The sequence below is a fragment of the Microbacterium sp. Se5.02b genome, from assembly GCF_019464375.1.
In the GTDB taxonomy this organism is placed as follows: domain Bacteria; phylum Actinomycetota; class Actinomycetes; order Actinomycetales; family Microbacteriaceae; genus Microbacterium.
The window spans coordinates 2,382,812-2,395,386 of record NZ_CP080491.1; the positions used below are offsets into that span (position 1 = coordinate 2,382,812).

Sequence of the window (12,575 nt, forward strand, 5' to 3'; positions counted from 1 at the left end):
CTCGTTCCCTGTGCGCTTCGCTCCCGATCCTCAGACAGGCCGGTGGCTAGGCTCGGAGCATGACCGACGCCACGAACCCGCTCCTGCAGCCGTCGCAGCTCCCCTTCGGACTCCCGGACTACGGAGCCATCCGCCCCGAGCACTATCTCCCTGCTTTCCAGGCAGGGTTCGCGGAGCAGCTGCGCGAGGTCTCACGCATCACCATGGTGCGGTCGATGCCGACTTTCGAGAACACTCTGGAGGCGCTGGAACGATCGGGCGAGCTGCTCGACCGCGTCGCGCACACCTTCTACACCGTCAGCTCGGCGGACGCGACGTCCGAGATCCAGGAGATCGATGAGCATCTCGCTCCGCTCATGGCTGCACATCAGGACGCGATCACGCTCGACGGCGCGCTGTACTGGCGGGTGCAGCAGGTGTGGGAGCAGCGGGACGCCCTCGGCCTCGACGCGGAGCAAAGATATCTGGTGGAGCGCCGGCACCGCGAGATGACGCACGCCGGCGCTGCGCTCGGCGACGATGCCAAAGCGCAGCTGACCGCCTTGAACCAGAGACTCTCGACGCTGACCAACACGTTCGAGCGCAATCTTCTGAACGACACGAACGCTCTGGCCGTGGTCTTCGACTCTGCGGACGAGCTCGACGGGCTCAACGCCGGCGAGCTGTCGGCTGCGATACGCGCGGCCGCCGACCGCGGGCTCGACGACAGGCTCCTCCTCACGCTCCCTCTGTTCACCGGTCATCCCGCCCTTGCCCAACTGCGCGTGCGGGAGTCGAGGCGGCGCATCATGGCGGCCTCGCTGGCGCGGGCTTCGCGGGGCAACGCGAACGACAACCGTGCCGTGCTGCGCGAGATCGTGGGTCTGCGGGCCGAGCGCGCGAGCCTTCGGCTACGGTTCACACGCCGCTTACGTCACCGCCGACGAGACGGCGGGAACTCCTGAGGCCGTGGAGCAGATGCTGCGGCGACTGGCCGAACCGTCGGCCCGCAACGCCCGGTCCGAGCGGGAGGCTCTGCAGGCCGTCGTGGACGACACCGAGGCCGAACCCTTCGAGATCGAGGCCCATGACTGGGCGTTCTACACGGAGCGGATCCGCACCGCCAGATACGACATCGATGCGAGTGCGCTGCGTCCGTGGTTCGAAGCGGAGAGGGTGCTGCAGGACGGCGTCTTCTTCGCTGCGACCCAGCTGTACGGCATCACCTTCTCGGAGAGGGACGACCTGGTCGCGTATCATCCCGGCGCCCGCGTGTTCGAGGTGCGCGACGACGACGGCTCGCCGCTGGGCCTCTACGTGCTCGACCTGTACACCCGCGACTCCAAGCGCGGCGGAGCATGGATGAACGCGATGGTGAGCCAATCCCGGCTGCGCGGCACCTCCCCCGTGGTGGTGAACAACCTCAACGTGCCCCTGCCCGGCGAGGGCGAACCCACGCTGCTGACGCTCGACGAGGTCACCACGCTCTTCCATGAGTTCGGTCACGCGCTGCACGGTCTCTTCGCGACCGTGACGTACCCGCACTTCTCGGGACCAACGTGTTCCGTGACTTCGTGGAGTTCCCGAGCCAGGTGAACGAGATGTGGATCCTCTGGCCCGAGGTCCTGGACAACTACGCACGCCATTTCGAGACGGGTGCTCCGCTCGACCCGGCCATCGTCGAGCGGCTGCGTGCGACCGAGACGTTCGATCAAGGACACGCGACCAGCGAGTACCTCGCCGCAGCCTGGCTCGATCAGGCGTGGCACCGGCTGGCCGCCGACGAGGACGTCGACGATGTCGCCGCCTTCGAGGCTGCGGCGCTTGCCGACATCGGGTTGGACGATCCCGCCGTACCCACACGCTACTCGTCGACGTACTTTGCCCACGTGTTCTCCGGCGGCTACAGTGCGGGCTATTACTCGTACATCTGGAGCGAGGTGCTCGATGCCGACACGGTGGAGTGGTTCCGAGACAACGGTGGACTGACGAGGAAGAACGGCGACCGGTTCCGCGACCGTCTGCTCGGCGTCGGTGGTTCGAAGGATCCGCTCGAGGCGTATCGGGACTTCCGCGGTCGCGACGCCGCGATCGAGCCGCTGTTGAAACGCCGGGGACTCGACTCCTGAGAGAGCCCGTCAGCTCCGGGGCGACGCGCAGGTGACCGATCCTGACGCGGTGTCGAGGCTCTGCCTTGGCCGCGTCAGCGCGGCGGTGCGGTGTACAGCGCCGGCGAGCAACCGGTCTCCCCTGGCTCGAGCCAGATCCGATCGTAGGGCGGCGACACGACGTCTCCCGTCGTCCGCCGCACGCGGAGGACGCAATCGGTCCCCGGAGTCACACCGACCGCGACGACCCACTCGCCGCCGGCGGTCTGCTCGACCTGCACGATGACGTGGGCGTCGGGGAACTCGTCCCGCAGCGCCTGGGTCGGGTCGGTGCCGCCCGAGGCGGCGAGCACCCGATCCACGCGTTCCACCGTGTCCAGCGGCAGTTCGGGACGGGTCGACGCGGGAGGAGCGACCGGCTCCGCGATCCCCGAGCACGGGATCTCCTCGTGGGCGACCTTCCCCGACGCGGTCACCGCGTACCGGTAGCACCGCTCGGAGGATCCCGCCGACGTCGACGGCGCGAAGAGCGCCCCACTGCTGCTCTCCTCGACGACGGCGCTGATGCGGGCTTCGATCACGATGCCGCCGCCGTCGCTGAGCGTGCCACTCCAGGTCAGCGGCTCGACGGTCGCGCTTCGGGAGTGGAACATCTCGGCAGCGACGGTCGCGGCATCCGTGAGGTCTCGCGCGCCGCGCAGGTCATCGGCCAGGGCATCCGCCACGTGCTCGACTGTGCCGTCGGCCACATCATCGCCGTCCTTGTCCCGCGTGGAGACCAGGAAGACGGTGACGAGCACGATCCCCGCGAGCACGATCGCCGCCGCCGGTATCGCGAGCAGTGTCGCGACTCCCTGCCCCAGCGAGCGGCGAGAGGTCACGCGCTCTTGCGCTTGCGCTCCATCACGATGGTGGGCGGTGCGCCTTCGTCGACAGCCGCGCGGGTGACGATGACCTTCGCGACGTCTTCCGCCGAGGGGATCTCGAACATGATCGGGCCGAGGACGTCTTCGAGGATCGCCCGGAGTCCGCGTGCTCCGGTTTTGCGCTCGACCGCGAGGTCGGCGATGGAGCGGAGGGCTTCCTCTTCGAACTCGAGCTGCACACCGTCGATCTCGAACATGCGCTGATACTGCTTCACGAGCGCGTTCCGAGGGCCGGTGAGGATGTCGATCAGCGCCGTCTGGTCGAGGGGCGAGACGTTCGTGACGACGGGGAGACGGCCGATGAACTCGGGGATCAACCCGAACTTGTGCAGGTCTTCCGGAAGAACCTCGCTGAAGAGGTCGAGGTCCTTGCCCTTGTCGTGCAGCGGGGCTCCGAAGCCGATGCCGTGCTTGCCCACGCGGGCGGACACGATGTCTTCGAGACCCGCGAAAGCGCCGGCGACGATGAACAGCACGTTGGAGGTGTCGATCTGCAGGAACTCCTGGTGCGGGTGTTTGCGACCCCCCTGCGGCGGCACGGAGGCGACGGTGCCCTCGATGATCTTCAGGAGCGCCTGCTGCACACCCTCGCCCGACACGTCGCGGGTGATCGAGGGATTCTCGGCCTTGCGGGCGATCTTGTCGACCTCGTCGATGTAGATGATGCCCTGTTCGGCGCGCTTGACGTCGTAGTCGGCGGCCTGGATGAGCTTGAGGAGGATGTTCTCCACGTCTTCACCGACATAGCCGGCCTCGGTGAGCGCGGTGGCGTCGGCGACGGCGAAGGGCACGTTCAGGCGCTTGGCGAGCGTCTGCGCGAGGTACGTCTTGCCGCAACCGGTGGGACCGATGAGCAGGATGTTGCTCTTCGCGATCTCGACCTCTTCGGCGCGCTGTTCCGCCGTCTGCAGCGTGCCGTGAGCGCGCACGCGCTTGTAGTGGTTGTAGACGGCGACGGAGAGGGCGCGCTTCGCCGGCTCCTGGCCGACGACGTACTCCTCGAGGAAGGAGAAGATCTCTCGGGGCTTCGGCAGCTCGAACTCGGCGACGCCGTCGGCGGAGGACTCCGCCATCCGCTCCTCGATGATCTCGTTGCACAGCTCGACGCACTCATCGCAGATGTACACGCCGGGGCCGGCGATGAGCTGCTGCACCTGCTTCTGGCTCTTTCCGCAGAACGAGCATTTGAACAGGTCAGCGCTTTCACCGATACGGGCCATGCGCGTCCTCCTATGGGGGATCAGAGATCGTCCTTCGAGCCTAACCGCTGCATACGACACCGGGCCGCATTGGAGGCACTCGACATCGGGTCGTGACACGTGAAGGGTCAGGAACTGCCGCTATCTCCGGTTCCGGAGCGGCGATTCCCGACCCCTCACGAGATCGGCGGAGCGCGTCAGACCATGCTCTTCGTATGCCACACGGTCTTCACCTCGGTGAAGGCGCCGATACGCTCCGGCGAGGCGACGACATCACCCGGAGTGAGGACGCGCTTCAGGGTGTCGGCGGCCGCGATCTGCATGTCGACCCACTCGAGATCGCCCGCTCCCGCCAGGTCGAGGGCGTTCACGTCCTGGTGGGATGCCAGCCAGGGGGCGATCTCGGCGGGCGAACCGGTCAGCACGTTGACGACACCACCGGGGACGTCGCTCGTGGCGAGCACCTCCGCGAGGCTGATGGCCGAGAGTGGATGCTGCTCGCTCGCGATGACGACGACCGTGTTCCCGGCGACCAGCGCGGGGGCGACGACCGAGACCAGCCCGAGCAATGCGGAGTCCTGCGGCGCGACGATCGCCACGACACCGGTCGGCTCGGGGACCGAGATGTTGAAGTACGGGCCAGACACCGGATTCGCATTGCCCGCGACCTGTGCGTACTTGTCGCACCACCCGGCATACCAGACCCAGAGATCGATGGCCTCGTCGACCTGCGCTGCTGCGGCGGAGGAAGACAGCCCCTGCTGCGCGACGATCTCGTCGATGAACTGGGCACGGCGACCCTCGAGCACCTCGGCGACGCGGTAGAGCACCTGCCCGCGGTTGTAGGCGGTCGCACCCGACCAGCCCTTGACCGCGGCGCGAGCGGCGACCACCGCGTCGCGAGCATCCTTGCGGGAGCCCTTGGCGGCGTTCGCGAGGAATGCGCCCTTCGGGGAGAGCACCTCGTACGTGCGTCCGGACTCGCTGCGCGGGAAGGCGCCTCCGATCGCGAGCTTGTACGTCTTCGGCACGGTCAGACGCTTGCTCATGCTGCGGCTCCCTTGAGGTAGGCGGTGAGTCCCTGACGACCGCCTTCGCGACCGTATCCGGACTCCTTGTAGCCGCCGAACGGGCTCGACGGGTCGAAGCGGTTGAAGGTGTTGGCCCAGATCACGCCCGCGCGCAGGCGGTCGGCGACGGCGAGGATGCGGGATCCCTTATCCGACCAGATGCCCGCGGAGAGGCCGTACGGCGTATTGTTCGCCTTCGCGACCGCCTCCGCCGGTGTACGGAACGTGAGCACCGAGAGCACGGGGCCGAAGACCTCGTCACGGGCGATGCGGTGCGATGCCTCGACGCCGGTGAAGATCGTCGGGGCGAACCAGAAGCCCTGCTCCGGGATCGCGCAATCGGCGGTCCACCGCTCGGCGCCCTCGGCCTCCCCGATGTCGCTGAGTTCGCGGATGCGGGCGAGCTGGGCCGCGGAGTTGATCGCTCCGATGTCGGTGTTCTTGTCGAGCGGGTCGCCGAGACGCAGCGTCGACAGGCGCGTCTTGAGCCGGTCGACGACCTCGTCGTGGATCGACTCCTGCACCAGCAGGCGGCTGCCAGCGCAGCAGACGTGTCCCTGGTTGAAGAAGATGCCGTTCACGATGCCCTCGACGGCCTGGTCGATCGGCGCGTCGTCGAACACGATGTTGGCGGCCTTGCCGCCCAGCTCCAGCGTGACCTTCTTCTTCGTGCCGGCGACGGCGCGCGCGATGTCTCGTCCGACACCGGTCGATCCCGTGAAGGCGACCTTGTCGACGTCGGGGTGGCGCACCAGGGTCGCCCCCGTGGCGCCGGCTCCCGTGACGATATTGACGACTCCCGCGGGGAGGTCGGCCTGCTGCAGGATCTCCGCGAAGATCAGCGCCGTCAACGGCGTGGTCTCTGCGGGCTTCAGCACGACGGTGTTGCCCGCCGCGAGGGCGGGCGCGATCTTCCACGCCAGCATCAGCAGCGGGAAGTTCCACGGGATGATCTGCCCTGCGACGCCGAGCGCCTGCGGGTTCGCACCGAGTCCGGCGTGATCGAGCTTGTCGGCCCAGCCTGCGTAGTAGAAGAACCAGGAGGCGACGAGCGGCACGTCGACGTCGCGGCTCTCCTTGATCGGCTTGCCGTTGTCGAGGCTCTCGGCGACGGCGAGCTCGCGCGCACGCTCCTGCACGAGGCGCGCGATGCGGAAGAGGTACTTGCCCCTGTCGCGGCCGCTCATCCTCGACCAGGTCTTGTCATAGGCACGACGAGCAGCGGCGACCGCACGGTCGACGTCCGCGTCGCTCGCGGAGGCGATCTCGGCGATGTGCTTCTCGGTCGCCGGCGAGATCGTGGCGAACGGAGCGCCGGAGCCGTCGACGAACTCTCCATCGATGAACAGGCCGTAGCTGTCCTTGAGATTCAGGATCGCGGTGGACTCCGGTGCGGGAGCGTATTCCAGAAATGACATGTTCGTCTTCCCGTCAGTCGATCGTGACGTAGTCGGGGCCCGAGTAATGGCCGGAGGTGAGCTTCTGGCGCTGCAGGAGCACATCGTTCAGGAGGCTGGAGGCGCCGAAGCGGAACAGGTGCGGCTGGAGCCACTCCTCGCCGACGGTCTCGGCGACCGTGACGAGGTACTTCACGGCGTCCTTCGAGGAGCGGATGCCGCCGGCCGGCTTCACGCCGATCTTCTCCCCCGTGCCGCGGTACCAGTCGCGCACGGTCTCGAGCATGAGCAGCGTCGTCGGCAGGGTCGCCGCGGGCTGCACCTTGCCCGTCGAGGTCTTGATGAAGTCGCCGCCGGCGAGGATCCCGAGCCACGACGCGCGCTTGATGTTGTCGTAGGTGTTGAGCTCACCGGTCTCGAGGATCACCTTGAGCGAGGCGGACGAGCCATCCGCGCGGCGACAGGCCTCCTTGACCTGTGCGATCTGATCGAACACCATGCCGTAGCGGCCGGAGAGGAACGCGCCGCGATCGATCACCATGTCGATCTCGTCGGCGCCCGCGGCCACCGCCTCCGCGGTGTCTGCGAGCTTGATCGCCAGGGACGCGCGCCCACTCGGGAACGCCGTGGCCACGGCCGCCACCGAGATGAGGCCGTCGTCGGGATCCCCGTGCAGGCCGCCCAGGGCGGAGACAGCGTCGCCGACCATGTCTCCGTAGACGCAGACGGCCGCGACGCGAGGCGCGGACGGGTCGGCGGCATCCGGATTCTTCGCCTTCGCGACGAGCGAGCGCACCTTGCCGGGGTGTCGGCCCCCTCCAGTGTGGTCAGGTCGATCAGTCTGATGATCGTGTCGAGCGCCCACGCCTTCGAGGTGGTCTTGATCGATCGGGTCCCGAGTCCGGCGGCGCGCTGCTCCAGTCCGACGGCGTCCACGCCGGGGAGTCCGTGCAGAAAGCGCCGGAGGGTGGCGTCGTCCGGTTCTCCGCCGAGGACATCCACCGCCGTCCTGCGGCTGAGTGCTGTGGTGGTCACTGTTCCTCCAACAATGCTCGTGCTGTGGTCTCATCGGTCACCAGAACGCCGCACAGGCCGCTGGTCACCACTGTCCGTGCGATGTCGTGCTTGGCGGGGCCCGCCGTGACGAAGATCGCTCGCGGGGCTCCCCGCAACCGGTCGAGCGAGACGCCGACGGTGCGTGCGTCGAGCTGCGAGTCGACGATGTTGCCCTCGGCGTCGACGTACCGCCCCAGGACGTCTCCGACCGCGCCACGTCGCGCGAGCTCTTCGACCTCCTCCGTGGTGAGGTAACCGTTCTCGACATGCGCGGATGAGGCATCGCACGGGCCGGCGGTGAAGAGGAAGGCCTGCGCTTCGGCAGCTTCCTCCAGCACGGCGGCGACGGTGCGGTCGGATTCGATGGCCTGCTTCGTCTCGACCCGCTCGAGGATGGCGGGGCTCGGAAGAAGCGAGACCTGGCCGGAGGCGCGCTGCGCGATCGTGACGGCGAGCCCCGCCGCGCCACCCGATCGCCGGTTGAGGCTCACTCCCCGTTGAGCTGCACCACGGTGACGCCGTTGGCCCAGCCGTCGGGGAGCGCCTCCGCGACGGCGCGGAGCGTGCGACCCCAACTGACTCCGAGAGTCCGTGGGACGGGCCGCAACGCCGTCAGGAAGTCGGCCGCCGCCTGTGCGACCCGTTCCAGAGTTCCGTCGTCTCCGTCGGGAGCCGGGACGACGACGGCGTCCGTCAGGCCGAACCGCTCCACCAGGAGCCGTTCCAGGCCGAGTCGACGCGCCCGCGGGTGCACGATCTCGATGCGCACGATACCGCGGTCCTTGGCCTGCGTGAGAAGGCGGCCCACCTTCCACCGGGAGACCTTGAGGAGCCCGCCGATCTCATCCTGGGTCTTGTCCTCGTCGTAGTAGAGCTCGGCGACCCGAACCATGAGCAGATCATCTTCCACGGCAGCCTCCTTCCTCGTTCCAGACTAAGCCCGATCCTGCGTTCGCGCATCATGTTGCTCATATGCGCAGCGATACGGGTTGCCCTGCACATCCGCCGGGCACGACGAAGGGCGCCCGTCGAGATGACGGACGCCCTTCGGGATCGAACGGGCTCAGGCGCGCTTGCGCGAGGTGAGCACCTGGTCGACGATGCCGTACTCGTGCGCTTCCTTGGCCGAGAGGATCTTGTCGCGATCGATGTCGCGGTTCACCTGCTCCACCGGCTTGCCGGTGTGACGAGCCATCGTCTCCTCGAGCCACGTGCGCATGCGCAGGATCTCCGCGGCCTGGATCTCGATGTCGGAGGCCTGTCCGTGACCGGCCTCCCCCATCGCCGGCTGGTGCATCAGCACGCGGGCGTTCGGCAGAGCGAGACGCTTGCCGGGAGCACCGGCGGCGAGCAGCACCGAGGCCGCCGAGGCCGCCTGACCCAGCACGACCGTCTGAATCTGCGGCGCGACGTACTGCATCGTGTCGTAGATGGCCGTCATCGCGGTGAAGGAGCCACCGGGCGAGTTGATGTACATGGTGATGTCACGCTCGGAGTCCTGGCTCTCCAGAACGAGGAGCTGCGCCATCACGTCATCTGCCGAGGCGTCGTCGACCTGCACGCCGAGGAAGATCACGCGATCCTCGAACAGCTTGTTGTACGGGTCCTGACGCTTGAAGCCGTAGGCCGTGCGCTCCTCGAACTGCGGGAGCACGTAGCGGCTGGAGGGCAGGTCGCCGGCTGAGCGGAAGGTGGGTGTGTACATGAGTGTCCTTTCGCTTTCCGTTACTCGGTGTCCTGGTCGGTTCCGCCGCCGCCGATGACGTCGGAGGCCGATTCGCGGATGTGGTCGACGAAGCCGTATTCCAGCGCCTCTTCGGCCGTGAACCAGCGGTCGCGGTCTCCGTCGGCGTTGATCTGCTCGACCGACTTGCCGGTCTGGGCGGCGGTGATCTCTGCCAGGCGGTTCTTCATCGACATGATGAGCTGCGCCTGGGTCTGGATGTCGCTCGACGTGCCGCCGAAGCCACCGTGCGGCTGGTGCAGCAGCACTCGCGCGTTGGGCGTGATGTACCGCTTGCCCTTGGTGCCGGCCGTCAGCAACAGCTGCCCCATGGAGGCGGCCATCCCGATGCCGACCGTGACGATGTCGTTGGGCACGAACTGCATCGTGTCGTAGATCGCCATGCCCGCGGTGATCGAGCCGCCGGGCGAGTTCACGTAGAGGTAGATGTCTCGCTCGGAGTCCTCTGCGGCGAGAAGAAGGATCTTCGCGCAGATCTCGTTCGCGTTCTCGTCTCGCACCTCCGAGCCGAGCCAGATGATGCGGTCCTTCAGCAACCTGTCGAAGACGCTTGTCGCGACGAGGGGTTCAGCCATGTCAGCTCCTGGTTCCGTGTTTCAGTGATTTCGAATCTACCGGCGACAACGCAGCACCCAGGCCGTGTTCGCCGTCGGCATATCAGGTGTCGGCGTCCGCGATCTCGTGGGCGTATGCGGTCATCGACCGGTGGTAGCGCGGGAGATGCGGCACGAGCGCCAGCAGCGCCACCGACAGTCCCTGCGCAGGGCGCCCGGCACTGGCGAGGATCAGCGCATGGACCGTCGCGACCGCGTCACGGTACGGCCCCTCAGCCGACAGCTCCTCCTCCGCGCGGATCACGGCGAGAGCATCCTCGTACTCCCCCAGGTTGCGCAGCGAGCTCGCCAACTGGATCACGCACTGCGGACGGTGTTCGTCGTCGAGCCCGAGCTCGAGAGCCCTCCGATACAGCACGACGGCCTCTGCCGGCCGTCCTGCCGAGTCCCTCGCGCCGGCACGCTCGAATTCTGCGCGGGCGTCGTCCGCACCGCGCTCTGCCGCCAGCGCATCGATACGTGCGATCGTGTCGTCGCCGACCTCTTCGCCGGTCGCGTCGTCCCACACCTCGTCGATGCGCTCATCCCACGTCTTCATCGCCGCTCTCCCCTCGGATGGAAAAGAGGGCGGATGCCGCAGCACCCGCCCTCTTCACCGGATCGTGTCGATCACTCGGCCTTGTCGGCAGCCTTCTTGGCCGGAGCCTTCTTGGCAGCGGGCTTCTTCGCAGCCGGCTTCTCGGCGGGAGCCTCGTCGGCGTCAGCGTCGGCGGCCTTCTTCGCCGGAGCCTTCTTGGCAGCGGGCTTCTTGGCGGGGGTCTTCTTGGCGGGCTTCTCCTCGGTCTCAGCCTCGGCCTCGGCGTCAGCAGCCTCGTCGTCGGTGACGATGAAGTCGGACAGGTCGACAGCCTTGCCGTTGCTGTCGACGACCTTCACCTTGCCGAGGGCGATCGCGAGCGCCTTGTTGCGGGCGACCTCGCCGACGAGAGCGGGAAGCTGGTTCGAGGACTGCAGCGCCTCGACGAACTCCTGCGGCGCCATGCCGTACTGGGCAGCGGACTGGATGAGGTACTGGCTGAGCTCCTCCTGCGAGACCTGCACGTCGGCCTGCTCGGCGATCGTGTCGAGCAGCACCTGCGTGCGGAACTGCTTCTCGCTCGCCTCGGTGACCTCGGCGCGGTGCACGTCGTCCTCGAGACGACCCTCACCCTCGAGGTGGTTGTGCACCTCGTCCTCGATCAGCTGCGGCGGGACCGGGATCTCGATCTGCTCGAGGAGCACCTCGACGAGCTTGTCACGCGCGGCAGAGCCCTGCGTGAAGACGCCCTGCTGGGCGACCCGCTCGGCCAGGCTCTCGCGGAGCTCGGCGATCGTGTCGAACTCGCTCGCGATCTGCGCGAAGTCGTCGTCGGCGTCGGGGAGCTCGCGCTCCTTGACGGCCTTGACGGTCACGGAGACCTCGGCCTCGGAGCCGGCGTGGTCGCCGCCGACGAGAGCGGAGCGGAACGTGGTGTCCTCACCGGCGGTGAGCGACTCGATCGCGTCGTCGATGCCCTCGAGCAGCTCGCCGGAGCCGATCTCGTAGGAGACGCCCTCAGCGCGGTCGATCTCGGCGCCGTCGATCGTGGCGACGAGGTCGAGTTCGACGAAGTCGCCCTTCGCTGCGGGGCGGTCGACCGGGACCAGCGTGCCGAAGCGCGCACGCATGTTGTCGAGCTCGGCGTCGAGCGCTGCCTCGTCGGCCTCGACGGCGTCGACCGTCACGGTGATCCCGTCGTAGGAGGGAAGCTCGATGTCGGGACGGACATCGACCTCGATGTCGACGAGCAGGTCGCCCGAGAAGTCCTTCTCGTTCGGCCACTGGGTGATGTCTGCGGACGGACGACCGACCACGCGCAGCTTGTGCTCGGCGGTCGCGTCCCGGAAGAACTTGTCCAGGCCCTCGTTCACCGCGTGCTCGATGACGGCTCCACGCCCGATGCGCTGATCGATGATGGGCGCCGGGACCTTGCCCTTGCGGAAGCCGGGGATCTGGACGTCCTGGGCGATGTGCTCGTACGCGTGAGCGATGCTGGGCTTGAGGTCGTCAGGGGTGACCGTGATGCTGAGCTTGACCCGGGTCGGGGTCAGCTTCTCGACGGTGCTGTTCGCCATGCTGGTGTGTTCTCCTCGTGATTTCCGCGCGGTATCGCGGCCGTAAGGTCCGTGGGGGCCGTGTCGGGGCGACAGGAGTTGAACCTGCGACCTCCCGCTCCCAAAGCGGGCGCTCTACCAAACTGAGCTACGCCCCGGGGAATCCGCACGCGGATTCAGCCCCACCGAGTCTAACGGACGAGAACACCCTCGACAGTCCGCTATGATCGATGAGTCCGGAGATGAGATTCCGGCCCGTTCCCGGGATTTCCCGGAGACGCGGGGCTGTAGCTTAGTGGTAAAGCCTTAGTCTTCCAAACTAATGATGCGGGTTCGATTCCCGTCAGCCCCTCCGCTTGAGAAGGCCCCCACTACACGGTGGGGGCCTTCTCGCATTCCCGTGTCGGGT

At 67.5% G+C, this 12,575-nt stretch carries 10 protein-coding genes, 2 tRNA genes and 2 pseudogenes; 2 read left to right on the top strand and 12 right to left on the bottom strand.

Features of this window, described 5'->3' with window-relative positions:
- Positions 1–59 precede the first annotated feature (59 nt).
- A pseudogene (locus K1X59_RS11810) lies at positions 60–2,108 on the top strand (M3 family metallopeptidase).
- A gap of 74 nt (positions 2,109–2,182) precedes the next feature.
- Here K1X59_RS11810 and K1X59_RS11815 read toward each other — a convergent pair.
- From K1X59_RS11815 to K1X59_RS11865, 12 genes and pseudogenes are all read right to left on the bottom strand, one after another.
- A complete protein-coding gene (locus K1X59_RS11815; RefSeq protein WP_183150247.1) occupies positions 2,183–2,968 on the bottom strand; it encodes a hypothetical protein in 786 nt (261 codons plus the stop codon).
- Complete coding sequence (gene clpX, locus K1X59_RS11820; RefSeq protein ID WP_183150248.1) at positions 2,965–4,233, bottom strand: ATP-dependent Clp protease ATP-binding subunit ClpX; 1,269 nt, start codon at positions 4,231–4,233, stop codon at positions 2,965–2,967. Before clpX ends, K1X59_RS11815 begins: the two co-directional genes overlap by 4 nt.
- Positions 4,234–4,409: 176 nt before the next feature.
- Positions 4,410–5,261, bottom strand: a complete 852-nt coding sequence (locus K1X59_RS11825; RefSeq protein WP_183150249.1) for an aldehyde dehydrogenase family protein — start codon at positions 5,259–5,261, stop codon at positions 4,410–4,412.
- Positions 5,258–6,700 carry an aldehyde dehydrogenase family protein gene (locus K1X59_RS11830; protein ID WP_220173425.1) on the bottom strand — a complete coding sequence of 481 codons (1,443 nt, stop codon included), beginning with the start codon at positions 6,698–6,700 and terminating at the stop codon, positions 5,258–5,260. Before K1X59_RS11830 ends, K1X59_RS11825 begins: the two co-directional genes overlap by 4 nt.
- A 13-nt stretch (positions 6,701–6,713) precedes the next feature.
- Positions 6,714–7,681 (bottom strand): annotated as a pseudogene (deoC, locus tag K1X59_RS11835) (deoxyribose-phosphate aldolase).
- A gap of 29 nt (positions 7,682–7,710) precedes the next feature.
- Positions 7,711–8,226, bottom strand: a complete 516-nt coding sequence (locus K1X59_RS21470; protein ID WP_258566824.1) for a sugar-binding domain-containing protein — start codon at positions 8,224–8,226, stop codon at positions 7,711–7,713.
- Positions 8,223–8,645, bottom strand: coding sequence for a sugar-binding domain-containing protein (locus tag K1X59_RS21475; protein ID WP_258566825.1), 423 nt, complete (start codon positions 8,643–8,645; stop codon positions 8,223–8,225). Before K1X59_RS21475 ends, K1X59_RS21470 begins: the two co-directional genes overlap by 4 nt.
- A gap of 153 nt (positions 8,646–8,798) precedes the next feature.
- Positions 8,799–9,440 carry an ATP-dependent Clp protease proteolytic subunit gene (locus K1X59_RS11845; RefSeq protein WP_183150250.1) on the bottom strand — a complete coding sequence of 214 codons (642 nt, stop codon included), beginning with the start codon at positions 9,438–9,440 and terminating at the stop codon, positions 8,799–8,801.
- A gap of 20 nt (positions 9,441–9,460) precedes the next feature.
- On the bottom strand, positions 9,461–10,054 hold the full coding sequence (locus tag K1X59_RS11850; protein WP_183150251.1) for an ATP-dependent Clp protease proteolytic subunit: 594 nt from the start codon (positions 10,052–10,054) through the stop codon (positions 9,461–9,463).
- Between the two features lie 82 nt (positions 10,055–10,136).
- Positions 10,137–10,631: a tetratricopeptide repeat protein gene (locus K1X59_RS11855; protein ID WP_183150252.1), complete on the bottom strand. Its 495-nt coding sequence runs from the start codon at positions 10,629–10,631 to the stop codon at positions 10,137–10,139.
- A 71-nt stretch (positions 10,632–10,702) separates the two neighbouring features.
- Positions 10,703–12,187: a trigger factor gene (gene tig / locus K1X59_RS11860; RefSeq protein WP_183150253.1), complete on the bottom strand. Its 1,485-nt coding sequence runs from the start codon at positions 12,185–12,187 to the stop codon at positions 10,703–10,705.
- Positions 12,188–12,250: 63 nt separating this feature from the next.
- Positions 12,251–12,324: transfer RNA gene (locus K1X59_RS11865), tRNA-Pro, on the bottom strand.
- Positions 12,325–12,447: 123 nt separating this feature from the next.
- Between K1X59_RS11865 and K1X59_RS11870 the strand changes: the two genes are divergently transcribed.
- Positions 12,448–12,518 (top strand) — tRNA-Gly (locus K1X59_RS11870).
- Positions 12,519–12,575: the final 57 nt, after the last annotated feature.

Excerpts from the sequence above, each read along its gene's own strand:
- clpX (WP_183150248.1), bottom strand. The coding sequence starts at position 4,233 with ATGGCCCGTATCGGTGAAAGCGCTGACCTGTTCAAATGCTCGTTCTGC.
- K1X59_RS11825 (WP_183150249.1), bottom strand. The coding sequence starts at position 5,261 with ATGAGCAAGCGTCTGACCGTGCCGAAGACGTACAAGCTCGCGATCGGA.
- K1X59_RS11830 (WP_220173425.1), bottom strand. The coding sequence starts at position 6,700 with ATGTCATTTCTGGAATACGCTCCCGCACCGGAGTCCACCGCGATCCTG.
- K1X59_RS11845 (WP_183150250.1), bottom strand. The coding sequence starts at position 9,440 with ATGTACACACCCACCTTCCGCTCAGCCGGCGACCTGCCCTCCAGCCGC.
- K1X59_RS11850 (WP_183150251.1), bottom strand. The coding sequence starts at position 10,054 with ATGGCTGAACCCCTCGTCGCGACAAGCGTCTTCGACAGGTTGCTGAAG.
- K1X59_RS11855 (WP_183150252.1), bottom strand. The coding sequence starts at position 10,631 with ATGAAGACGTGGGATGAGCGCATCGACGAGGTGTGGGACGACGCGACC.
- tig (WP_183150253.1), bottom strand. The coding sequence starts at position 12,187 with ATGGCGAACAGCACCGTCGAGAAGCTGACCCCGACCCGGGTCAAGCTC.